Source organism: Listeria sp. MAN/IMW/UF464, assembly GCF_058683955.1.
Map to the genome: position 1 here is coordinate 1,296,099 of NZ_JBZWZP010000001.1, position 24,361 is coordinate 1,320,459.

Consider the following 24,361-nt stretch of genomic DNA (forward strand, 5'->3'; position numbering starts at 1 on the left):
TATCCATAGTACTACACTAACGCTTTACTTAGCCAATAAAAAAACTTGCTAAAACGTCTATTTTAAGCGTCTTAGCAAGTTTTTATTTTTAAGTAATCACATAACTATTGGTTAAGAAATTTTTACTTCGCTTTTACAAATTCTGCTGATTTATCGCCAGCTTGACGTCCAAAAATAATGATTTCAGCGACAGAGTTCCCACCGATACGGTTTTCCCCGTGTAAGCCACCAGTTACTTCGCCTGCAGCAAATAGTCCTGTGATTGGTTTACCGTCTTTATCTAAAACTTCTGTATTTGTATTGATTTTTACGCCACCCATTGTGTAATGAATTCCTGGGCCGATTTTGATTGCGTAGTATGGAGCTTTGGATAAATCATTATCCATTGCGGTTGTTCTACCAAATGCTTCGTCTTTTTTGTTTTTAACGCTTGCATTCCAAGTGTCTAATGTTTTCGTTAGTTCTTCTTTTGGAACATTGATTTTGCTAGCTAATTCATCAATTGTTTTACCTTCTTCAACAAAGCCCATTTCTTCGTATTGCGCGATAGCTTTTACGCGATCTTTTACGCCTGAATCGAATATTAGGTATGCGGATTTTTCTGGTAATTTATTGATGGAAGCAGTTACGTTATCACGTGTATCTAGTTCGTTTCCAAAACGTTTACCTTCTTGAGAAACTAAAATCGCACCTTCACCGCGGACAGCTTCACCGATAAGGTAAGACTTATCTTGTTGAACTGTTGGGTGAACTTGGATTTGGTCCATATCTACTGTTGTCCCGCCAAGTTTTTCAATCATTTTAATACCGTCGCCAGTACTTCCTTCTTGGTTCGTTGTTACGTATCCTTTTAAGTCTGGACGTTCTTTTTCAATCATATCTTTATTAGCGCCGTAACCACCAGTTGTTACAACTACTGCGTTCGAGCTAATTGTTTTTTCGTCTTTATTGTTTAATTTTACTTTAACACCAGTTACTTTTCCGTCTTTTTGTGTAATTTCTTTTACATCTGCATTAACGAAGACTGGAATTTTTTGTTCTTGTACATTTTTTAGTAAACCGTCTACTAAGTATTTACCAACTGCTGAGCCATCTTCAGGACGGTGGGTACGTTTTTCGCTCATTCCGCCTGTGATAGTTAAGTTGTTTAATTTAATATCCATAGAGTCTAACCAATCAATTGCACTAGCGGAGTTATCTACGAAGAAACGAAGCATTGCTTTATCGTTTGTTCCGTGACCGCCTTTTAATGTTTCTTCATAAAACTTGTCATTGCTATCATTAATTCCTTGTTCTTTTTGGAATTTAGTTTCAGATGCATTCATACCAGAAGAGGCTTTCATTGTGTTTCCGCCTGCAAGTGGCATTTTTTCAAGAATTACTGGGTTCATCCCTTTAGATTTTGCTTCTAGTGCTGCTGACATTCCCGCGCCACCTGCACCAACGATAACAATATCGTATTTATCTTTTAATTCAGATGGGTCTGTATAACTTGTTTTTGACGCCCCTGATGTTACTTCTGTTTTTTCTTTTTCTTTCGTTTTCGCCGAGTCACTTTTACTTGTGTTGTTACTGCCACAACCTGCGATGATTAATGCAAGTGATAGTAGCATGATGAGAGTTGTAGCTATCCTTTTTTTCATTTTTTGTACCTCCACTTTTTTTAAAAATTTTCCTTCTGCCAAACAGTTTGTGATTATATTAACATATTATATCATTAATTGAGATTTCTTTATAGGGTATCTGTAGGATTTCTTGAATTAAGAAAACAAGCAATTTACAGATTTTTTTAAAATGACGAAAATGTTTTTAGTAACCACTCCTCATTATTTCGACAAAGTGATATAATAACAACATCAAATATTAAAGGAGCATCGCCATATGACGATAAAAAAGTATGAACCGCTTAATCTCTATACCAACTTCAAAAAATCTGCTGAACGCTATCCAGAAATGCCAATCCATTTTGATGAAGAACTTGTTACTTTTCCTGAATTAGGTCTTCACACCACTTACAAAAAATGCGAAGAAGCTATCATCCAAAAAGCAGCTCATCTACATAGATTCGGTGTGCGTAAAGAAGAAAAAGTAATCGTTTATAAATCTGCCAAATTTGATTCTTATATTTTAGCAGTTGCGATTTCTTATATTGGTGCTGTGCCAATTATGGTTTCGCCTCATCTTCCAGCATCCACTATTGATATTTTTGTTAATCGCCTTGATCAACCCTGGTTGCTTTTTGATTCTGAGACTTCTGAGAAAAGCCATCAGTTAAACAATTTGCCGGACTCAAGATTGATCAATGCTGAACAATTGTTCAAAGCGCCATTAGACGGCTATACTTGTGAGCAAGAGGAATTACCAAAAGATATGATTGCTTATATGACTCACACTTCTGGAACAACTGGTGTGCCAAAATTAATCGCTCACTCTGCGAATTCGATGGGTTGGAGAACGAAATACCAACGACGTATTCTTAATTTCATCAAACCAAGAGGGCTTGTAGCTTTCCATATCTCACCAGTACATTCTCGTTTTAACATTGGTGTTTCGTCCTTGATGTCGCTTGGTTTCCCACTTCTGCCAATTGCCAACCCGTCTAAAGCAAATGTCGAAAAAGTGCTACGCGAATACAAACCGTATGTACTCGAAACGCATCCAAATCATTTTGTTCAATGGGCATCGCTTGCTCGTGAAAAACCAGATGTTTTCCAAAGCATTAAATTTTATCATTCTACATTTGATGCGATTAACAAAGAAACAATGGCGGTTTTCCTTCGTACTTCTGAATATAAAAAACCAATTTTCTTACAAATTTATGGGCAAAGTGAATGTGGTCCAATGATTTTACGTGGCCATACACTGCAATCCATCGAAACGTTAAATGCGCGTGATATGGGAATTGGTGTACCAGGTTTAACCGAGGTTCGGATTGTGGACCAAGACGGTAATCCAGTTGCACCCGGAGTTAGCGGTAATATCCAAATGCTGTCTAAAGGTCGCGCCCTTACTTATTACAAAGAAGAAGCTCGTTTTGAAGAAAATGTGTATGGACCTTGGTGGGACAGCGGTGACTACGGTATGAAAGATGAGCAAGGCCGCTTATTCTTGCAAGATCGTCAAGTTGATTTAGTCGAAACGATCGATAGCACACTTGCGATTGAAGATAAACTGCTTGATACGCTTACTTTCCTCGATGAAGTCGTTATTATCCGTGGTGAAAACGGCAGCCCGCAACCAATTATCGCTGTTCATGATGATAAAGAAATGAACTGGGATGCATGGTGGGACGCAGTTTCTGATCTACCACATATGAATGAGCCAATTGTGATGAAATATGATGAGATTCCGCGCACTGCAACAATGAAAGTACAACGTTTGCAGATGGAACGAGAATTGAAAAAATAAGTTTCAAAAAAAGCAGCTGCGTCATGCAGCTGCTTTTTCATTTATTTTCTTCTAAGTGTAAAGAGTGCTAAACCCGTAAGAAATGTCCCAATAAAAATTGGAAAAAGTACACGATGATCTCCTGTTGCTGGTAGTACGATGTGGTTTATAGTATCCGTATTAGTAGTTCCATCTGTACTATTTTCAGAGTTGCCTCCGCCTTCATCGGTTCCTCCACCGTCCCCACCAGAAGCTGCATCTTTACTAAACTGGGCATACAAGATTATGTCTTTCGCTGGCATTTGATTGTTTGCGAAATCCCATTTTGTTCCGCCAGATTTGGCATCATACCAACCTTTAAATGTATAACCATCCTTAGTTGGTGCTGGTGGCTCTTCTAGTAAACCTTGATAATCTACCGTTTGAGTAGAAATAACGCCATCTACATCAAAAGTTGCGGTATAACTATTAATACTAAACTGGGCATACAAGGTTATATCTTTCGCTGGCATTTGATTGTTTGTGAAGTCCCATTTTGTTCCACCAGTTTTGGCATCATACCAACCTTTAAATGTATAACCATCCTTAGTTGGTGCTGGTGGCTCTTCTAGTAAACCTTGATAGTCTACCGTTTGAGTAGAAGTGACGCCATCTGCATCAAAAGTCGCGGTATAACTATTAATACTAAACTGGGCATACAAGGTTATATCATTTGCTGGCATCGTATCGGCTGTAAAGTCCCATTTTGTTCCACCTGTTTCAGCATCATACCACCCGTTAAATGTATAACCCTCTTTGACTGGGGTTGGTGGTTCTTGTAAAAGTGTCCCTGTTTCGACATTTTCCGTTGTTTCTTGCCCGTCAATATTGAAAGTCGCTTTAAAATATTGCACTAATGGTTGTTCTACAGTCCCACTGAAATTACCAGTTGCATTCCCAACCGTATCACGTTCAATAAAAGTATAGCTGACTTTTGGAATATAAGTAGGTAAATTCCACGTAACTGATCCATTCGCATACACACCGCTATCGCTAATCGTATCTGGATCAATCGTTTGTTCCGCAATGTTTTTTATTAAATTAGGAATAGTTATGGTGCTTTCGAAACTTATTGGTTCGTTTACGATTAATTGATTGGTCATTTGAATAATTGTTAGCTTTGTTAAACTGTTTAAAGGTCTAATATTACTAATTTTATTTTGACTTATATCGAGCCAATCTAAATTTATTAAACTCGAAAGACCAGTTACATCACTAATTTGATTGTTTGATAAGTATAATGTTTGTACATTGGTTAAGCCGGCGAGTGGAGTAGTATCCACAATTTGGTTCGTTGATAAATCAAGCAAGAACAGATTTTTTAAAGTACTCAGCCCCTGAAGATTGTTAATTTGGTTTCCATTTGCATATAGAACGCCTAAATTGCTTAGCGTTTGTAGCTCATCTAGGTTTGTAAGCTTATTATTACTAACATTTAAGGAGCGGAGTTGTTGTAAATTATTTACTCCACTAAGGTTCTCCAACTGATTATTATATAAGCCTAAACCCTTTAGATTTGTTAAACCGCTCAGTGGCGTGATGTCAGTGATTTGCGCGTCGTTAATATCTAGAGCTTGTAAGTTTTTTAAGTTACTAAGTGCGCTAATGTCGCTAATCGGATTTCCACTTAACTGAAGCATGGTCAAATTAGTTAATCCCTTCAGTGGCGAAATATCGCTTACTTGATTACTTGATAAAATTAAAGTTCCTAAATTGGTCAAGTAGTTCATGCCTTCTATGGAGCTGATTCCTTTAGATGTAAGGGTTAATGAATTAATAGTATCTAAATCTGTTTGTGTGACAACCTCTGCTGTACTAGACTTTCCGAGTGCAGTTTGAATTTCTTTCGCTAAAGCATCATCTGGAAAAATCTGGTTGATTGCAGCTGGCGGTGCAGCGGCTGCGTATGCGTCTATTTTTATAAATACATTCGTTCCAATAACAATCGACAACGCCAAAACAACGTACAAAAACAGTCTCCCTTTAGATTTCATCTTGCTCCCCCTGACAAAAAAGTTTAATAGTATCTAGTTCCCATTTTCTTATCAGCAGAAACATAAAAAACAGCTCGAGGACACCCTCAAGCTGTTTTCATTTCATTTGGTAAATCATTCCGATTGAAGCTGGTGCTGACTCCCGAAAGCCAAATTGTTTGTATAAACGATCTGCTGGTACATCGGCAAGTAATGTAACACAAGCAGTTTTATCTAAATTCGAATCAATGTAATTTTTAATATGGGTCATAATTAGTTTTCCATAACCCTTACCTTGAAATTCTGGAAGTACTGCTATATCAGAAACGATAAACATAATTCCATCACCAATGAGCCGTCCCATTCCAATAAGTACATCGTCTCTTTTCGAACGTAACCCCACAAAATACACACTCTTCAACAGAGCCTGACGTGATACTTCAATAGATCGAAAACTAAGACCAGCATCCACTCGAAGTTTAACAAATTCCTCCGCATTTGGTAAATCAGTTGTAATAATATAATCCATTTTCAATCTCCTATCAAAAAAAATCTCTTTGAACCAATTGTCGCCCAAAGAGTTTCAATTTCTATTTTATTCCGCAATTTTGACAGGAAGTTCCGCATCTTGGAATTTTTTATATAATGCTTTATTTATCTTGTTATCTGTAATTAGTAAATCGATGTTTTCTGCTGCTGTAATGCTTGCGGTGGAGATTACTCCCATTTTTGTATGATCTAGAAGCGCAACCAGTTTATTGGTTCTTTTTGCAAGAAGTCGTTTTAGTTCGGTTTCATAAATGTTGAAATCGGTTAAGCCTTCCTCCATTGTAAAACCTTTAGCTGACATAAAACATAAATCAGCGTGGATATTTTCAATTAAATTTGCGCCAAGAATACCTTCCAACGTGAAAGAATTCGTTGTTACAATCCCGCCTGTTAAAATGACGCTAATATTCGGGTTGTCTTTTAGTTCGATCGCCGTATAAAGACCGCTTGTAATCACAGTCAGTCTTGAAAAACCATGTAATTCTTTTGCTAGTGCAAGCGCCGTTGAACTGGCGTCAAGGATAATCGTTTGGTTGTTTTTTACTAAAGTCGCCGCTTCTTTCGCAATCGCTTCTTTTTCTTCGATGTTGCGAATAATTCGGTCATTAAAATTAGTAAATTTCTCTTCACTTTTTAAAAGCACCGCACCCCCGTGTACTTTTTTTATCATCCCGCTTTCTTCTAACGCAGATAAATCATTTCGGATGGTGCTAATCGAGACATCCAAGATACGACTTAATTCTGGTACAGTTATTTTGTTATTTTGGTCTAGTAGATGAATAATTTTGTTTTGTCTTTCAAATGGAAACATCTGCTCGCCCTCCTTTTACCTATCAATGATTTCTTTATGTATATACATATTACCCAAAAAAATAACAAAACACAAATATATTTTATAAAACACAACAAAAGATAACACTTTACAATAAAAAACAAGTATGTTAGGATTTAAATAGCAACTAAACACAATTAAAAACAGAAAGGAGCAACCAAATGATAAGTATTGTTTTAGTATCTCACAGTCAAAAAATCACAGAAGGCCTCCAGGAAATGATTGTTGAAATGGTTGGAGATACAGTACATATTATTTCTTCTGGCGGAACTGGCGATGGGCGCCTTGGCACAAATGCACTCATGATAGCCGATAATATCGCGACTTGCACTAATTCTGAACATATTTATATTTTTTGCGATATTGGAAGCGCTATCTTAAGTGCCGAAACAGCACTTGAATTATTAGATACTGAACTTCTAGAAAAAACAACGATAATTGATGCCCCATTAGTTGAAGGCGCATTTACTGCTGCTGTTCAATCTCTCGTTAATCCATCCAAAGAAGCTATCCTACAAGAACTCACAAATGTGCATTAAAAAAGTAATAAAACGCAATTTTGTAACTGGGAACAATGTAAATTAATTTTTACATGACAATACTATTTTCGAAAGGAGTTTATTATGAAATTCTTTAGAGGAATGATTGGTTTTTGTATCGCAGGTATGATTGTTATGAGTGTTTGGACTCCACTTGCCGAGAATTATGGTATTTTTGGAGGTTATCTGGCAGCGTTCATTATTATTGGGCCAATGTGGTTTATGAATCACCATGTTGGTTTAATCGAAAATGATGAAGATGCAGCGTTCGTTGATATGGCTGTCGGAATTGGGATTTGCGGAATTATGCGTGATGTCTTTATGCGTGGTGGTGGCGAGTTAGTAAGTTCGCTTCCAACGATTGGTCTTGTTGCGATTGGAGCCGTTTTAGCTGGAATCGTAGCAGCAGCAATTGAAAAAGATATGGCAAGAAAACATGAAGCAAAACAAGAAAAAACAGAACCTGGCATGAATATTAAAGAAGAAGAGCGTTTAAACGAAAATCAATTAGTCTAAAAAGGAGTGTAAATAATGAGCATTGGTATTGCATTAGCAACGATTGCAGGTGGCTTTTTATTCCCTTTTGCTATTCGAATGATGTGGGGAAAAATGGTTGATGAATGGGGTGCTATCGGAGGTTGGATGGCAGCAGCATTTATCGTTGGTACAGTTTGGACAATTAATCATGGTATTCCAAAATCAATGATCTATCAATCTGGAACAGTTTGGGTAGATATGGCGGTTGCAGCTGGTATTGGTGTATTCACAGCTTCCCTTTTAACAGGCGGTAAATTTTCTAAATCGGTAGTCAATTTGGCAGCGGCTGTTGTTGGCGGCGTGCTTGGCGGATTTTTACTATCACTATTCTTATAAAAATATGAAGGAGGAAGAAAAATGAGACGTTTAGTGAATGATGGGTATGAAGCAGTAGAAGAAATGTTAGCTGGTTATGTTGCGGCACAAGGGAAATACGTAGATTTTGCAGAAAATGATAAGCGAGTAATCGTAAGCAAACAAATGAGCGAAGAACCTCGTGTGCGGATTATCGTTGGTGGCGGTTCTGGTCATGAACCACTTTTCCTTGGTTATGTTGGGAAAGATTTCGCGGATGCGGCGGTAGTCGGTAATATTAATACATCCCCTTCTCCAGAACCTTGTTATAACGCGGTAAAAGCCGTTGATAGCGGTAAAGGTTGTTTATATATGTACGGAAATTATGCTGGCGATGTGATGAACTTTGATATGGGCGCTGAAATGGCTGCGGATGACGGTATTCGCGTTGAAACAGTGCTTGTAACAGATGATATTTACTCTGCTGAAAATGTAGAAGATCGTCGTGGTGTGGCTGGTGACTTAATTGTATTTAAAGCAGCGGCATCTGCAGCAGCAAAAGGACTTGACCTAGATGCGGTGAAACAAGCCGCTGAAAAAGCTAATGCAAATACATTCTCGATGGGTGTTGCGCTTTCTTCTTCTACCCTTCCTGTAACTGGTAAAGCTATTTTCGAAATGAAAGAAGGCGAAATGGAAGTTGGTATGGGGATTCATGGTGAACCAGGAATCAAACGTACTTCCATCGAACCAGCTGATAAAGTAGTCGATCAAATTATGGGCTATCTTATAGAAGAAATGAAATTAACTGCTGGCGAAGAAGTACATGTACTTATCAATGGACTTGGCGGTTTACCAGTGATGGACCAATACATTTGTTATCGCCGCGTGGATGAAATTTTGAAAGAAAAAGGCGTACACATTCATAGCCCACTTGTTGGGAACTACGCGACTTCGATGGATATGATTGGTATGTCGATTACACTGGTTCGTTTAGACGATGAACTGAAAGATCTTTTAGATACACCGTGCGACACACCATATTTCAAAGTGGACTAAATTACTACTGGAGGAATAAAAATGAGCGAATTAGTTATGGATAGCGCTTTTTTCGGCCACGTTTTACAGGACATGGGAGCGCTAATTGAAAAAGAACGTGATTACTTAACCGGACTGGACTCGGATATTGGAGACGGCGATCACGGAATCAATCTCAGCATTGGCTTTCGTGAAGTGAATAAACAATTAGACGAATTACTCACTGTTTCTCCCGATATTGCAACCTTACTTAAAAAATCCGGAATGATTCTCCTTGGAAAAGTTGGCGGCGCATCTGGCCCGCTTTATGGCAGTTTCTTTATGAAATGTGGCGCTGATGTTCCTGGGAAAACGGAGGTTAACTTCGACGAGCTTTGCGGCATGATTATAAATGGGGCCGCTGCGGTTCAACATCGCGGAAAAGCCGAACTTGGTGATAAAACGATGATGGATGCCTTCTTGCCTGGCGTGGAAGTTCTTCAAAATCGAGATACAAATGCAGATCCAATCGAAACTTTTTCCGCATTTGTAGATGCTATGCATGCTGGCGCTCAGTCCACTATCCCACTTATTGCTAAGAAAGGTCGCGCACTAAGACTTGGCGAACGAGCAATCGGCCATCTTGATCCTGGCTCTGAATCGTCTTGGATGTTAATGAATGTCATTTTAGAAAATTTAAAAAAGGCGGTCTGATTTATGCGTAAACCCTTAGTTGGAATTAATATGAAAAACTATATTAACACTCGGGCTCAGACATCTGAATGGTTAGAAGCGACTATCCCTCTTCTTGAAAATTTTTCTGATGTGGATACGTTTATCTTTCCTTCTATGGGCACACTCGAAACGACCGCCAACCTTTTAGCGGGGACATCATTTGGCTTTGGTCCACAAAATATGGCGCCGGAGAAATCCGGCCCGCTAACTGGTGAATTTTCGGTGGAATCTATCATTGATCTAAACGCGAACTATGTCGAAATTGGTCACGCAGAACGCAAAAACCTTTTTCACGAGAAAACTAGTGAGATAGCGAAGAAAATTAAACTTGCGCTGGACGAAGAAATCACTCCGGTTGTCTGTGTGGGTGAAGAAATCCGTGCGAATGATACAAATGAATTAAAACATGCGCTAAAAAAACAAATCAAAGCGCTGTTTCAGACAATTAATTTAGCACAGTGGGAAAATGTTGTTCTGGCTTATGAACCGGAATGGGCAATTGGAAAGGCGTCTTCAGCTGAGACAAACTACATCGAAAGCGCTCATCAAGCTTTGCGCGAAATTATTCGCGAACTAGGCGGCGATGAAACGCTCGTAAGAATTATTTACGGTGGCTCGGTCAGCAAAGAAAATGCCGCAGAAATTGTCCGTCAAAAAAATGTCGATGGTTTATTCGTCGGAAGATTTGGCCATAAACCGCAAAATTTTGCCGACATTGTTTCTATTGTTAGCAAAGCGAAAGGATGAGTTAGTATGAAAATCGCAATTGGTTGTGACGAAATGGGTTACGAATTAAAACAAACCCTGATCGCACGTTTAAAGGAGAAAAATATCGAGTTCACTGATTTCGGCAGTTTTGAAGATGAAAAAGTACTTTATCCAAGCATTGCCGAAAAAGTAGCGCTAGAAGTAAAAAATAACGATTTCGACCGGGGGATTCTCATTTGCGGTACAGGTATTGGAATGGCCATTACAGCAAACAAAATTCACGGCATTCGCGCAGCACAAATTCATGATTCGTATTCAGCAGAACGTGCAAGAAAAAGTAACGACGCACATATTATGACCATGGGAGCTCTAGTAATAGGGCCATCCCTTGCCGTATCTCTACTTGATACATGGCTGGATAGCGACTTTTCGGGCGGACGCTCCCAAGCAAAAGTAGATTTAATGGAAGAAATCGACCAAAAAAATAGATAAAAAATTTATTGGAGGTAATGAAAAATGACTTTTAAAGGTTTTGATAAAGATTTTAACATTACAGACAAAGTAGCCGTGGTAACTGGGGCAGCAAGCGGGATTGGTAAAGCAATGGCAGAACTTTTTTCCGAAAAAGGAGCTTATGTTGTCTTGCTTGATATTAAAGAAGATGTAAAAGATGTCGCAGCGCAAATTAACCCTTCAAGAACGCTCGCACTTCAAGTCGACATTACTAAGAAAGAAAACATCGAAAAAGTCGTTGCCGAAATTAAAAAAGTCTATCCAAAAATCGATATTTTAGCCAATTCAGCTGGTGTCGCACTTCTCGAAAAAGCAGAAGAATTACCAGAAGAATACTGGGATAAAACAATGGAACTGAACTTAAAAGGTTCGTTCCTAATGGCGCAAATTATCGGTCGCGAAATGATTGCAACTGGTGGCGGTAAAATCGTTAATATGGCTTCTCAAGCTTCTGTCATCGCACTTGATAAACACGTTGCCTACTGTGCTAGTAAAGCTGCGATTGTTTCAATGACTCAAGTGCTAGCAATGGAATGGGCGCCTTACAACATTAATGTTAATGCGATTTCCCCAACCGTTATCTTGACGGAACTTGGCAAAAAAGCTTGGGCAGGTCAAGTTGGCGAAGATATGAAAAAATTAATTCCAGCCGGTAGATTTGGTTATCCAGAAGAAGTTGCCGCATGTGCCCTCTTTTTAGTAAGTGACGCAGCGAGCCTTATTACTGGTGAAAACCTTATTATCGACGGCGGTTATACGATTAAATAAAGTATTCAGCTTTAAAGTTCAGCTGAGAGAATGGAGCGAGTAAATAATGAAATTTTTCTTGGACACAGCAAGCGTATCGGAAATAAAACGAATTAGCGAACTAGGTTTAGTGGACGGTGTGACAACCAACCCAACCATCATCGCTAAAGAAGGTCGACCATTTGAAGAAGTAATTAAAGAAATTTGTTCTATCGTAGACGGCCCAGTTAGCGCAGAAGTTATCGGCCTCGAAGCAGACAAAATGGTAGAAGAAGCTCGAATTCTAGCAAAATGGGCGCCAAATGTAGTAGTAAAAATTCCTATGACGGAAGAAGGTTTAAAAGCAGTCCATACCCTCACAGCTGAAGGCATTAAAACAAATGTTACGCTTATTTTCACTGTTTCCCAAGGATTAATGGCTGCAAAAGCTGGCGCGACTTATATTAGCCCGTTCTTAGGAAGACTAGATGATATTGGTACAGACGGAATGATTTTAATTAAAAACTTGAAAAAAGTGCTTGATAATTATGGTCTAAAAGCAGAAATCATTTCCGCAAGCATCCGCCATATCGGGCATTTAGAAGAAGCTGCTGAAGCCGGAGCACATATCGCGACTATCCCAGGAAGCCTTTTCCCGAAACTTTGGTCTCATCCTTTGACTGATAAAGGTATTGAAGGATTTTTAAAAGATTGGGAAGCGTTTAGTCAGAAAGAAGGCAATTAATATGAGCAGAATTGATGAACAAATGGTTAACTCGATTCGCGTATTATCAATGGATATGATTGAAAAAGCGAACTCCGGACATCCCGGTTTGCCGATGGGAGCCGCACCAATGGCTTTCTCGCTTTGGAAAAATCATTTAAAATTCAACCCAGAACATCCAACTTGGTTTAACCGCGATCGCTTCGTTTTGTCAGCTGGTCACGGTTCGGCAATGCTTTATAGTTTGCTACATCTATTTGGTTATGATTTACCAATGAGCGAGCTGAAAAACTTCCGCCAAACTGGCAGTAAAACGCCCGGTCATCCTGAATTTGGTCATACGGTTGGTGTCGATGCAACTACCGGTCCGCTTGGTCAAGGTTTCGCGATGGGAGTTGGGATGGCAATGGCCGAGGCTCACCTTGGCGCCAAATTTAACCAACCTGAATTCCCGGTTGTTGATCATAATACCTATGTGCTATGCGGTGACGGCTGCTTGATGGAAGGTATTTCCTACGAAGCCGCGTCCCTTGCCGGCCATTTAAAACTGGGAAAATTAGTTGTTTTATATGATTCAAACGATATTTCACTTGATGGTGATTTGAATGAGTCATTTTCTGAAGACATCGAGCTTAGATTCCGAGCTGCTGGCTGGCAAACGCTACGTGTGGACGACGGGAATGACTTAGATGCGCTTGATGCAGCAATTCATCTTGCAAAAACCGAAAAATCCCGCCCTACTTTAATCGAAGTGAAGACAGTCATCGGTTACGGTAGCCCCGGAAAAGCCGGAAAATCAGCGGCACACGGCTCCCCACTTGGTGAAAAAGAACTCAAGCTAGCAAAAGAAGCTTACGACTGGCAAATGCCACCTTTTGAATTACCAAAAACTGTCGAAAATCAGAAAGAATTTTATCATTCTAAAGGTCGCGCGAGTGAAAGCAGCTGGCTCCGGACATTCAATGCTTACAAACAAAAATATCCAGCACTCGCAGAAAGTTTGCAACAATTAATGGATGATAATTTGAATCCAGATTGGGATGCAGAATTACCTGTCTTTGATGAAAATAATGATAAACCAGTTGCAACCCGTGAAGTATCAGGGATTGTCCTTCAAGAATTGGAGAAAAAACTACCTAACTTATTTGGTGGTGCGGCTGATTTAGCTTCCTCCAACAAAACCCATTTAAAAGCTAGCGAACGATTTGCTCCAGGTAACTATGCGGCCAAGAATATTTCGTTCGGCGTCCGCGAATTTGCGATGGGAGCAGCAGTCAACGGCATGACGCTTCACGGCGGAGTTCAAGCATTCGGCGCGACCTTCTTCGTATTCTCGGATTATCTACGTTCCGCGATTCGTTCAGCAGCCTTAATGGGCATTCCATCCACCTTCATTATGACCCATGATTCCATCGCAGTCGGTGAAGATGGTCCAACGCACGAACCAATCGAGCATCTCGCTTCCTTCCGCGCCATGCCGGGACTTCACGTCATCCGACCAGCTGACGGCAACGAAACCGTTGAAGCATATCGCTTTGCCTTTACTCAAAAAGAACAACCAACCATGCTCGTTCTTAGCCGCCAAAACCTGCCAATTTTACCAAACAGCGCAGCAAAAGCGAAAACCGGTCTAGCAAAAGGTGCTTACATCTTAGCCGATTCCCCGCTTGATAAACTAGATATTATCTTACTCGCTTCTGGATCCGAAGTACACCTAATGACAGCTGTCAGAGATAATCTTGCTAAAAAAGGCTTCGGCGCACGCGTAGTCAGCATGCCAAGCTTTGATTTATTCGACAAACAAAGCCCCGAATATAAAGAGTCCATTTTACCAAAAGCAGTGAAAAAACGCTTCGCCGCTGAAATGGGCGCCTCATACGGCTGGCACAAATACCTCGGTGATGCAGGCGAAATCCTCGCGATTGATTCGTTTGGGATGTCTGGCCCGGGAGACGAGCTGGCAGAACGATTTGGCTTTACTGTAGAGAACTTGACGGAACTTGCATTGAAGCAGTTGTAGGTGGATTCAATTATCAAAAAGGAGTATTCTATAGTAAGATACTTTATTAAAAGAGGTGCGTTTTAATGAAAAAGAATACTCCAGAGGCACTTATAGATTTATTCGAGGAATTGAAGAATTTATTTGAGGCGGATACTTCTTTAAATAACCAAAATTCGTCCCGGCTACAAGAAATTTTGACTACAGCTATCACCCGAGCCCAAAAAGCCTCTCAAACAGTCGAATTAGAAGCTCGTTCTGTCTATCAAAATATCCATACCTTATGCTTCGTCGAAAAAATCCATTTAAATCCTGAGGAAGCAAACGTATTAAAAGAGATAGAGAAAATCGCTCTTTCAAAAGGCTTTTGGGGCGGAATGAACACTTTAAATGTGACCAATCAATTTCCAAGCAATTAAAATGAACTGTAAAAAACAGGAATCCTCTACATCCAAATAGAGAATTCCTGTTTTTATTTGTCTAGCTTGTAAAAGCACCCTAAATCAATTTAATTTCCGAATCGAAATATTGCTCGATAAAATGGACTTTCTCTCTAATTTCCTCTATGGTGAAATTCTCATTTTGCGGTGCGACAACCCATTTATCTTCCACATCATCATTCCGAGTAATCACCGCAATTAAATCTCCTTGAAACGTTTCAATCAGCTCAGAAATCTCTCTCGATAAAATATAAACATCCTGTTCTTCCCCGTCACCACCAATGATACCTTCCACAAACCCATAATTCAGCGGATAGACATTGCCGAATTTGTCAGTATAACCTATAGGGCGATCTATGGTTACTTTTAGAGTTTGTTTTTTTGTTTTAGAAAGTTGAGTTTTATGGGTTAATTGTTTACGTGAAACCATATGATTTTCTCCTTTCTATGTTTTTTATTTCAAAATTCGAATGAAGTACCTTTGTATATGCCTTCTTTTCCCAGTTCCAAACGATTTAGTTTTTTTATGAAAAACTTTAACTAACAATCTATGCTCGAATGAGTTCGGCTAATGCATTAAAAAACGGGCCATGACTTTGTTCAAAAGCCAAATATTTTTCTAGGATATTCTCTTATTCGATGGCTTTCAGTAATTGCGTATGCACACTTCTTGATTTTATTGCATAGACTTGTTGCATATCTGGCTTCGTGTTCGGTGCCGTCAATTGCCGGTGTAAATCTTCTTCTTTTCGCTGCAACTGGCTAACCTTGGCCATCGCTTCTTGTAAGATTTCTGCATCAATTCTAGCGGAAGGTGAGCTATCCACTTGGCTCCCGAACACGCGAATATATTGCGCGAGCCGCTCCTCACTTTCATCCAGTGCCTCAATGATGCTTTGGCAAATACTTGTATAGATACTCTTAAAATACCGTTTGGAGGTAGTAACTGCTTCCCCTTTTAAACTATTGTCTTGGGCATAATCCATCGCTGCATCTTTAATCTGATTAATCATCGTTTTAGCTTCCGCGTTACTCTTTCGTAAGCCGTAGAGAAAATCATTCAATTCCGCAATATCTATCCGGCTCACTTACTCCACTCCTTTTGCAAGGTGGCTTGTTTTGTTCCTAGTGCGTGGAGCCTGTTCTTATTTTCTTGTAGTTCCTTGTCTAAATCGGTTCTTTTATCTTGGAGATCCTTCTTCCAAGCCACGGACTCTTCGTGTTGTTGCTCTTCTAAATACCGATGAAAACCACTGGCTTCTTCGCCTTGCCAGCCACTGCGTAAAAAGTCTAATAACACCAGTTTTTCTTGTGTTAATTGGTCGCTGTCCTCTTCTAGCCAATCTTGTTCATTTTGTTTTCTTCTCGTTTGGTCAACATCTGTTTCTGCCGTTATTTTCGCTTTTTTAATTTGTTGGAGTTGTTGTTCAAGCTGACTATGTGCGCTACCCATTTAACGCACCTCCAACTGATTGATTTTTTGTCCCATCAATTGGTCTTGTTTAGCATAAGCAATACCCATTTTCTTAAGCCGGCTCGCATCTTTTTTGGTCACATGTTGGAAATCTTCCACGACATCCACCAACTCAATCAAAGCCGAGCGCAATTGATCAATCGAATTGGCTCTCGAATATGCCATGTTCCCGTTTTTTAGTGGCAAGTATCTTCCCGAATTTTTACTTACCAATTTGCTTGCATGTTGCTGGAAGGCCCTTTCGTTGACTTTTATTTCTCTCATCTGTACGCTTCCTCTCTATGTATATCCTTCCCCCTCATTATATCACCGGTAGCGCACTTCTTTTGTGAGCGTTCTGTGAAACAATTCATTGGAAAATAGCTCTAAATCAGCTTTTCAAGTGAAAAATTTAACATTCTACCATCTAACTTATTCAAATCAATCTTAGAATCGACTTCATGAGCACAAACTATATCTCTTTTATTATCAATTAAGACACTTGCATATTTTTTACTGGTGCGGATTGACTAGAATAAATATTTTATGAACACTTAAAATCTGGCTTAGATAATTTACGGATTTAATAATTTAGCAGATTTCAGAATAAAATCAATCTCACAACAAATTTATACTATTATTATGACTTATTCATTTAGAAATAAGCGAAATTCTTCTCTATCATTAGTAAAACCGCGCTCCACAGAGACAAATCCTCCGACTAGTTTTTTACCTCAAAAAACGATTAAAACAAAGACATAGAACCATTCATCCACGAATCCATCACATTAAGTATTGTTCAAAAATCAGAATCCAACCTAATTTGTAACAATTTCGACACTATTTGTCCGGTATTTTGTATTTTTTTGAGATTTCTATATAAAATCTAATCTTCCCATGCTAATATACTTCTTGATTAATATAACTGAACGGGCTAAAGACAATAGCAGCTGAAGGAGTAACTAAATATGAAACTGTCCAAAATTTTTACAATAATTGCATTAAGTGCCACCGTAACAAGCAGCCTTCCGATACCAATAGTACACGCAGAGAGCACAACCGTAAATGAAACTAAAAGTGAGAGCCAATCGCTTGCAACAGACTTAAAAGAAAAAACAACAGCTAACAACTTAAAAAACCAAATTGTCCAAGCTGGAACTAAAACCTATAATGATTACTTTCCAGATAATAATTTGGCTAAAGCGGTAGCAGAAAAAATGAACAAAAACGTTGATGAATCTGTAACTGTGGAGGAATTAGCTAAAATAACTGAATTAGATGCACGGAGCCAAGGTATAGAAGATATTACTGGAATCGAATATTTGACTGGACTAGAGATACTTAATCTTGATGATAATCAACTAAAAAGTATAGATGTCAGTAAAAATCTTTCTCTAGAAGAATTGACTTGTGATAACAATGAATTAACACAACTAGATGTTAGCCAAAATACAGCTTTAGAGTATTTATATTGCCCTAGAAACCAGTTAACAAAGCTAGATGTTAGTAATAACTCAGCTTTACGTTATTTGGCTTGTGATGTCAATCAGTTAACCAATTTAGATGTTAGTAGAAATCCAGCTTTAACAAATCTTGGTTGTACTAAAAATCAACTTACAGATTTAGATGTTAGCAAAAATCCGAATTTAAACACTTTGGTTTGTTCTGATAACCAGTTAGCCAATTTAGACGTTAGCCAAAACCAAGCTCTAGAGTATTTGACTTGTGATAACAATAAGTTGAAGAATATAGATATTGATCAAAATCTAGCTTTAATAGAGTTATCTTGTGAAAACAATCAACTAACGAATTTAGATACTACCCAAAATCTAGCTTTAGAGATTTTATATTGCGATGACAATCAACTAACGAATTTAGATGTTAGAAAAAACATAAATTTATTACTTTTATCTTGTAATAATAATCAACTAACGAATCTAGTTGTTGGAGAGACAGTATTGGATGTAAGATGTAATAATAACCAGTTAAAAGATATTAGTTCTTTACCAGATTATCTTACTGCTGAGAATGGCGGGTACCAAGCAATGGATCAAACATTAGTAAACCCAACCCAAACGACACAAAATAATACACTTGTATACGCTGTTCCTACAGACCTGTTAGATAAGGATGGTAATATTGTTTCCATCATCAAACCAGAAAACGGCGGAGTTTATGATGCAGCTACTAGAACTATTACGTGGGAAAATTTACCAGATAACGGTGAAGTAAGTTACACATTCGAAAGCAATGACTATGGTGTGTTTTCTGGAAGAGTTACTGTGCCATATACTGGCAAAGAAACTATCAGTATTTCTAGTGATGACGAGATCAGTTACAAAGAAGGCATTACAAAAACAGAAACAGTCTTTCTGGAAGATATTCATGCAAGCGTAACTCCCGCAACAGATACCATCACTAGCAATTTTGCTGACGTAGTAGACTTCCAAACACCCGGTAAATACGTTGTTACTCTAAGCGTGGCAGGATCAGATGTTACGAAAGACGTCATTGTATATGTGACAGCAGAACCAAGTACAGATAATCCTGTCGCTCCTACTCCACCAAAAGATAAAGATGATAACAACGAGCAAAGTCCCGGAAACGATAAAGATGGTGCAGCTGTTAACAGTGGGAAAAGTACAGACAAGCAACCTGTGAAAGTAGTCGAAAAGCAGTTGCCAAAAACAGGTGATATTACTAGCTTAAGTTTGTCATTAGCTGGAATTGTTTGTTTAAGCTTCGGTATTCTATTTTTCATCAAACGAAAGAAAAAAACAGTCTAATAGTGATTAAAAACCTTATCATTCGCGATAAGGTTTTTTCTATATCTATTTTTCAGGTTGATAACGTAGATTACTTATTGGCAAAAAATGTACAATCAAAAAGCTGTAGTAAAAAAGATTTCTCCCTTTTTCTACAGCTTAACATTATTAATTAATAGTAAACTCTCGGGTCCACTTCATCCACTACGCATTCTCAAATTGTACGTGGACCTTTTTATGCATCAAAGACTTCGTAATAAAATCCGCTTCTTTCACTTCGACTACGAATTTCAATTTTTTATGTGTTGCCCAGTATTCCCAAAAATCGATGAACATGTGCAAATCGATAATATTTTCTTCCATTCGTGCTTGTTGGCTCATCGTGTATTTTATTTCATGTAGACACGGGGTAAAAGCAAGGGTTTGTTCCACTGAGCAGCCTTCGATATGTTTAGAAATAATGAATTTCCATTTTTTTAGCATTCTTAGTTTCCCTATAAAAAACGCTTCTTGCTCTTGGACGGAAAAATGTTTTTTAATTTCTGGTGTGTCTTCACCGATAAATTCAATCGTTATCCGTTTACTAAAATCTTTTAAATGCTCTAAAAAGAGAATGGTTTCGCGGAAATGTAATTGGGATAATGTTAGTTTGATAATAAAATGTTGATTCCAAAGTTCTTTCACGATTTTTTGGACTTCTTTTTCAAACCATAACATAAATCTTGAATATTCCATCGTGCTTTCTAAACAAATTTGATATGGGAAAACTTCCCCAATTAATAGATTTTTGCGTTTTTTTAAGACTTTTATTTCTTTCTTTTGCACTTGCCTACTCGTTGCATCGTAATGATTTTGTAAATGGATTTGATACTTTTTCTCTAACAAAGAATCGCCTCTTCCTTTGTGAAATTCTTTACAATAAAAATCATACATCTTTTCCAAAATGGGTATTTCTAATGTCGTATATATTAGTTAAAACACCACCACAACAATCTGCGGCGGTGTTTTAATCTACGTTATGCTTATCTTAATTTTTTACTTCCGACTGCCAAAAATACGCCTAAAATTAAAACGAGTCCTATAAGTCTTAGTAGGTTTAATAGTCCAGCATCGTCATCCCCTGTTTTAGGAAGAGTTTGCTTAACTACTTTAGTCTTAATTACTTTACTTGCAGGTGTTTTTATTGTAAGAATAGTTGGTTTCGCTGGAGTAATAGGTTTGATAATAGCATCTTTTTTATACACATAATTGACTGTTACATCACTTGTTCCAAAAGCACCTATTTGGTTTGTTGGTGCAGCTACTAGGCTATACCCTGGAATCAAGCGAGCTTTCGTTGTATACGCGTCATGAATGTGATAAGTTTTTGCATCAACTGTTGGTAATGCTATTTCGTTGCCTTGTTGATCTTTAAAAGTAGAAGTAAGTTGATAATCATTTGCTTTATACACATAATTCACTTGGATATCACTTGCATTAAAAGTACCCGTTTCGTTCGTTGGTGTTTTTTCTAAAGTGTAACCCGGAATCACGGCTGCTTTCGATGTGTAAGTGTCATGAATATGATATTTTTGAGCGTCTACTTCTGCTGCTTTTAATTCGTTTCCTTGAGCATCTTTAAATGTCGCAGTTAGCGTGTAATCATTCGTTTGGTACACGTAATTCACAGTTACATTGTTCGCTCCAAAAGCACCTTGGTCATTCTTAGGTGTTGCAACTAATGTATATCCAGGAATTACTGCTGCAGTTGTTTTGTATGTGTCTTGGATATGATAAGTTTTCGCGTCTACTTTAGGTGCTTGTAGTTCTTTGCCGTTTGCGTCTTTGTAGGTCGTTGTTAACGTATAATCATTTGCTTTATATACGTAATTAACTGTTTCATCACTTGCGCCAAATACACCTTTTTCATTGGCTGGTGTAGTTGTTAATGTGTAACCTGGGATGTTTAGCGCTGTTGCAGTGTATGGGTCGTTAATATTGTATATTTTTGTATCAATGGCTAGTGGTTTTAAATCTTTACCTTGTGTGTCTTTATATGTTGTGATTAATGCATAACCATTCGCTTTATATACATAATTAACTGTTACATTACTAGCACCAAACGTTCCTTTTTTGTTCGATGGTGTTGCCACTAATGTATAGCCTGGAATTGTTACGCCACTAGTCGCATAGCCATCCTTAATAATAAATCCTTTTTTCACGATAGCTGGTTTTAGTTCTGTTCCTTGTACATTTTTGAAAGTGGAAGTTAAGGTATATTCATTCGCTTTGTAAACATAATTGACTGTCACATTGCTCGTATTAAATGTACCTGTTTGATTTGCTGGTACTGCCACTAGTGTGTAGCCAGGAATGGTTGCTGCGCTAGTAGAATAGTTATCTTTTGTATGGTAAGTTTTGCTGTCTACAACTGGCGCTTTTAATTCTTTGCCGTTTGCATCTTTGTAGGTCGAAGTTAATGTGTAATCATCTGCTTTGTAGACATAGTTGACTGTTACATTCGCCGCGCCAAATGTACCGGATTGATTCGCTGGTGCTGCGACTAATGTGTAACCTGGAATAGTAGCTCCTGTCGTAGTATAAGTGTCGTTAATGTGATATTTTTGACTGTCTATGACTGGCGTTTTTAATTCCTTACCTTGTGCATCTTTATACGTCGAAGTTAGTGTGTAGTCATTGGCTTTGTAGACATAATTCACGGTTACATCACTCGCGCCAAATGTACCTGTTTGATTCGTTGGAGCCGCGACTAATGTATAACCTGGAATAGCAATATCACTCGTCGTGTAACCATCCTGAATATGGTACGTTTTTGTATCTACTTTTGGTAAAGCTAAATCGTTCCCTTGTTGATCTTTGTACGTCGAAGTTAGTTTATAAGCAACTGCTTGGTATACATAGTTCACTTGGATATCCGTGCTACCAAAAGTACCTGATTGGTTCGCTGGTGTTGCGACTAATGTATAGCCAGGAATGACAGCTGCAGTTGTAGCATAGTTATCTTGAATATGATACGTTTTGCTATCTACAACGGGGGCTTTTAACTCAGTTCCTTGCGCATCTTTATATGTCGAAGTTAATTTTAAGTCTGTTAATTTATACACATAATTAACCGTAACATCGCTCGTATGGAAGGTTCCTGTTTCGTTCGCAGGTGTCGCTACTAGCGTATAACCTGGAATGGTTGCTGCACTTGTAGAATAGGTGTCTTGAATATGATACTTTTTACTATCTACAACAGGTGGTTTTAATTCTTTACCTTGTGCATCTTTGTAAGTCGAAGTTAATGTATAATCTTCTGCTTTATAAACATAATCAACCGTAATATCGCTTGTTCCAAAATTACCTTGGTTGTTTGCAGGGGTCGTCACTAATGTGTAACCCGGGATCGTTTTGGCAGTTGTTGTATAGGGATCGTTCACGTGATAGGTTTTAGCATCGACATCATCTGGTGCGATTGTCTTCCCTTGTTGATCTTTAAATGTAGAAGTTAATTGATAGCCATTTGCTTGATATACGTAATTAACAGTGATGTTTGACGAACCAAATGTCCCAGTAGCGTTTGTTGGCGTTGCTACTAACGTATAACCTGGGAAAACTGCGGCTGTTGTTGTATACGTGTCTTGATAATGATACGTTGTCGCATCTACCACTGGTGCTTTTAGTTCTTGACCATTCGTATCTTTGTAAGTGGAAGTAAGTGTATAATCGTCTTTTTTGTATACATAATTAACCGTGACATTCCCAGCTCCAAAAGTTCCGTTCTGATTAGCAGGTGTGGAAACTAAAGAATAGCCGGGAATGGTTGCTGCTGTTGTAGTATAGTTGTCTTGGATATGGTAATCTTTTGTATCCACAACTGGCGCTTTCAGTTCTTGACCTTGGGCATCTTTGAAAGTAGATGTTAGTTTATAATCATTTGCGCTGTATACATAGTTGACTGTAGCCGGGTTCATGGTGAATGTACCATTTTGATTGGCTGGTGTTGCAACTAAAGTGTAGCCTGGGAAAGTTTTTTGTGTCGTTGTATAAGGGTCCCCATCTTTACCATTTAAAATGACAGGTGGCGCAAGTTCTTGTCCTTTTGTATCTTCATGTTTCACGGTAATAGGTCCGCCGTTTAGCGCAGTGATGTTTACTGTAACTTGTGTTCTGGCAAATTTGTTCGATTGCGTGGAAAACTTGCTCTTGATGAAGATGGTCGCTTGACCCGGTGCTGCTGTCACGCCATTGTGGATTAGTGAACTTGAACCATCATCATAATACTCGAATTCGTGTTGCGCGAGTAAAGTTCGTCCAGATGTTAGTGCGAGTTTCGTTTTGTCTGGTGTTAATTGATTAAAATCAGTTCCAACAGGTACATCAATGGTATATCCAGGTGTTGTAGTTAGTTGGTCTTGTTTTTGATAGTTGTTATCGTAAAATTCTAATAGGTTATTCCCATTATTAAACTGGCTTATATAGTTGGCAGGAATATTGGTTACAATCTGGTTCCCTGCAGCCATTAAGTCTAAGTCTCCCCCAGTAGCATTTGTCCAGTTCGTAGTGAAAATTGCGTCTGGAACCTTCACTAAATGGTTATTTAATATCCCTAAGAATTTCAAATGACTCGCCATATTTGTTATTGTGGCAGGGATTTCTTCTATCGTTCCCCCAGAAACTTGTAATTCTTCTAACTTAGGTAGTTGGAAAACAATCGTTGGAAAGGTGCTTAAATTATTATCATTCAGAACTAAGATTTTTAACTCCTTTAAATTCCCCACTGAGTTAGATACGGAAGATAATGTTCCATTTTTAACTTCTAACGTAGTTAAATGAGTTAACATATCGATATTTGTCGGAATATCACTTGCCCCTGTTACTCGCAAGGCGGTTATAGCTTCTAAATCTGTCTGTGTAATATTCGCTCTCGTCTTACCTGTTTCTTTTTCAATCTCTTTTATAAACGGTTCATTACTATTCATGGTTTGTTCTAACCATGTAGGTGTGCTTGCAGAAACAGCCGTAAAACTAACTGTATTGATAATAACTACAAGCGCAATTAATGCAATAAATATTTTCTTTAAAATAACAATCTTCCTCCTTTTAACGCTAAATTTGCAGTGTCAGTTGGCATTTAGTTCCTTTGCCA

At 38.4% G+C, this 24,361-nt stretch carries 22 protein-coding genes and 1 pseudogene; 13 read left to right on the forward strand and 10 right to left on the reverse strand.

Annotation, left to right across the window (positions count from 1 at the left end; translation table 11 throughout):
• Window positions 1–122: 122 nt before the first annotated feature.
• Window positions 123–1,643 carry a flavocytochrome c gene (locus tag AC4PG0_RS06620; protein WP_010990363.1) on the reverse strand — a complete coding sequence of 507 codons (1,521 nt, stop codon included), beginning with the start codon at window positions 1,641–1,643 and terminating at the stop codon, window positions 123–125.
• A gap of 238 nt (window positions 1,644–1,881) precedes the next feature.
• Here AC4PG0_RS06620 and AC4PG0_RS06625 point away from each other — a divergent pair, with 238 nt between their 5' ends.
• Window positions 1,882–3,408 carry a class I adenylate-forming enzyme family protein gene (locus tag AC4PG0_RS06625; RefSeq protein WP_267667319.1) on the forward strand — a complete coding sequence of 509 codons (1,527 nt, stop codon included), beginning with the start codon at window positions 1,882–1,884 and terminating at the stop codon, window positions 3,406–3,408.
• A 41-nt stretch (window positions 3,409–3,449) separates the two neighbouring features.
• Here the strand turns inward: AC4PG0_RS06625 and AC4PG0_RS06630 are convergent, their stop codons facing one another.
• The 3 genes from AC4PG0_RS06630 to AC4PG0_RS06640 all read right to left on the reverse strand — a co-directional run bounded on the left by AC4PG0_RS06630 (window position 3,450) and on the right by AC4PG0_RS06640 (window position 6,759).
• Window positions 3,450–5,420, reverse strand: a complete 1,971-nt coding sequence (locus tag AC4PG0_RS06630; RefSeq protein ID WP_492167813.1) for an InlB B-repeat-containing protein — start codon at window positions 5,418–5,420, stop codon at window positions 3,450–3,452.
• A 97-nt stretch (window positions 5,421–5,517) separates the two neighbouring features.
• Complete coding sequence (locus AC4PG0_RS06635; RefSeq protein WP_492167812.1) at window positions 5,518–5,928, reverse strand: GNAT family N-acetyltransferase; 411 nt, start codon at window positions 5,926–5,928, stop codon at window positions 5,518–5,520.
• 66 nt (window positions 5,929–5,994) lie between these two features.
• Window positions 5,995–6,759, reverse strand: coding sequence for a DeoR/GlpR family DNA-binding transcription regulator (locus AC4PG0_RS06640; RefSeq protein ID WP_160466790.1), 765 nt, complete (start codon window positions 6,757–6,759; stop codon window positions 5,995–5,997).
• A gap of 182 nt (window positions 6,760–6,941) precedes the next feature.
• On the opposite strand from AC4PG0_RS06640, the gene dhaM2 reads away from it, so the two are divergent.
• The 11 genes from dhaM2 to AC4PG0_RS06695 all read left to right on the forward strand — a co-directional run bounded on the left by dhaM2 (window position 6,942) and on the right by AC4PG0_RS06695 (window position 14,991).
• Window positions 6,942–7,319: a dihydroxyacetone kinase phosphoryl donor subunit DhaM2 gene (dhaM2, locus tag AC4PG0_RS06645; RefSeq protein ID WP_003770298.1), complete on the forward strand. Its 378-nt coding sequence runs from the start codon at window positions 6,942–6,944 to the stop codon at window positions 7,317–7,319.
• Window positions 7,320–7,403: 84 nt separating this feature from the next.
• Window positions 7,404–7,835 (forward strand): Lin0368 family putative glycerol transporter subunit, encoded by a 432-nt coding sequence (locus AC4PG0_RS06650; protein ID WP_003760281.1) that lies wholly within the window; start codon window positions 7,404–7,406, stop codon window positions 7,833–7,835.
• Window positions 7,836–7,850: 15 nt separating this feature from the next.
• On the forward strand, window positions 7,851–8,192 hold the full coding sequence (locus AC4PG0_RS06655; RefSeq protein ID WP_003729093.1) for a Lin0368 family putative glycerol transporter subunit: 342 nt from the start codon (window positions 7,851–7,853) through the stop codon (window positions 8,190–8,192).
• A 21-nt stretch (window positions 8,193–8,213) separates the two neighbouring features.
• Window positions 8,214–9,209 carry a dihydroxyacetone kinase subunit DhaK2 gene (gene dhaK2 / locus AC4PG0_RS06660; protein ID WP_003770294.1) on the forward strand — a complete coding sequence of 332 codons (996 nt, stop codon included), beginning with the start codon at window positions 8,214–8,216 and terminating at the stop codon, window positions 9,207–9,209.
• A gap of 21 nt (window positions 9,210–9,230) precedes the next feature.
• Complete coding sequence (gene dhaL2, locus AC4PG0_RS06665) at window positions 9,231–9,881, forward strand: dihydroxyacetone kinase ADP-binding subunit DhaL2 (protein WP_003770292.1); 651 nt, start codon at window positions 9,231–9,233, stop codon at window positions 9,879–9,881.
• A 3-nt stretch (window positions 9,882–9,884) separates the two neighbouring features.
• Window positions 9,885–10,649 (forward strand): triose-phosphate isomerase, encoded by a 765-nt coding sequence (locus AC4PG0_RS06670; protein WP_003770290.1) that lies wholly within the window; start codon window positions 9,885–9,887, stop codon window positions 10,647–10,649.
• A gap of 6 nt (window positions 10,650–10,655) precedes the next feature.
• Window positions 10,656–11,102 carry a ribose 5-phosphate isomerase B gene (gene rpiB, locus AC4PG0_RS06675; protein ID WP_003723196.1) on the forward strand — a complete coding sequence of 149 codons (447 nt, stop codon included), beginning with the start codon at window positions 10,656–10,658 and terminating at the stop codon, window positions 11,100–11,102.
• A gap of 24 nt (window positions 11,103–11,126) precedes the next feature.
• Window positions 11,127–11,891 (forward strand): SDR family oxidoreductase, encoded by a 765-nt coding sequence (locus tag AC4PG0_RS06680; protein ID WP_203573543.1) that lies wholly within the window; start codon window positions 11,127–11,129, stop codon window positions 11,889–11,891.
• Between the two features lie 46 nt (window positions 11,892–11,937).
• On the forward strand, window positions 11,938–12,594 hold the full coding sequence (fsa, locus tag AC4PG0_RS06685; RefSeq protein WP_003723193.1) for a fructose-6-phosphate aldolase: 657 nt from the start codon (window positions 11,938–11,940) through the stop codon (window positions 12,592–12,594).
• 1 nt (window position 12,595) lies between these two features.
• Window positions 12,596–14,593: a transketolase gene (tkt, locus tag AC4PG0_RS06690; RefSeq protein WP_003770288.1), complete on the forward strand. Its 1,998-nt coding sequence runs from the start codon at window positions 12,596–12,598 to the stop codon at window positions 14,591–14,593.
• 65 nt (window positions 14,594–14,658) lie between these two features.
• Entirely contained in the window at window positions 14,659–14,991 is a 333-nt protein-coding gene (locus AC4PG0_RS06695) for a bacteriocin immunity protein (protein WP_003770286.1), read from the forward strand.
• Between the two features lie 79 nt (window positions 14,992–15,070).
• On the opposite strand, the gene AC4PG0_RS06700 is transcribed toward AC4PG0_RS06695, so the two are convergent.
• The 4 genes and pseudogenes from AC4PG0_RS06700 to AC4PG0_RS06715 all read right to left on the reverse strand — a co-directional run bounded on the left by AC4PG0_RS06700 (window position 15,071) and on the right by AC4PG0_RS06715 (window position 16,750).
• Window positions 15,071–15,442, reverse strand: a complete 372-nt coding sequence (locus tag AC4PG0_RS06700; protein ID WP_492167811.1) for an inorganic diphosphatase — start codon at window positions 15,440–15,442, stop codon at window positions 15,071–15,073.
• 121 nt (window positions 15,443–15,563) lie between these two features.
• Window positions 15,564–16,100, reverse strand: a pseudogene (locus AC4PG0_RS06705) (T7SS effector LXG polymorphic toxin); the annotation flags it as partial.
• Complete coding sequence (locus AC4PG0_RS06710; protein WP_033533471.1) at window positions 16,097–16,465, reverse strand: hypothetical protein; 369 nt, start codon at window positions 16,463–16,465, stop codon at window positions 16,097–16,099. The gene AC4PG0_RS06710 and the pseudogene AC4PG0_RS06705, both read right to left, overlap by 4 nt.
• A complete protein-coding gene (locus tag AC4PG0_RS06715) occupies window positions 16,466–16,750 on the reverse strand; it encodes a DUF3130 domain-containing protein (protein WP_033533472.1) in 285 nt (94 codons plus the stop codon).
• Window positions 16,751–17,433: 683 nt separating this feature from the next.
• Here AC4PG0_RS06715 and AC4PG0_RS06720 point away from each other — a divergent pair.
• Window positions 17,434–19,251: a LapB repeat-containing protein gene (locus AC4PG0_RS06720; protein WP_492167810.1), complete on the forward strand. Its 1,818-nt coding sequence runs from the start codon at window positions 17,434–17,436 to the stop codon at window positions 19,249–19,251.
• Between the two features lie 183 nt (window positions 19,252–19,434).
• Here the strand turns inward: AC4PG0_RS06720 and AC4PG0_RS06725 are convergent, their stop codons facing one another.
• Both AC4PG0_RS06725 and AC4PG0_RS06730 read right to left on the reverse strand, forming a co-directional pair.
• Window positions 19,435–20,115, reverse strand: a complete 681-nt coding sequence (locus tag AC4PG0_RS06725; RefSeq protein WP_003760263.1) for a hypothetical protein — start codon at window positions 20,113–20,115, stop codon at window positions 19,435–19,437.
• A gap of 137 nt (window positions 20,116–20,252) precedes the next feature.
• A complete protein-coding gene (locus tag AC4PG0_RS06730; RefSeq protein ID WP_492167844.1) occupies window positions 20,253–24,299 on the reverse strand; it encodes a MucBP domain-containing protein in 4,047 nt (1,348 codons plus the stop codon).
• Window positions 24,300–24,361 lie beyond the last annotated feature (62 nt).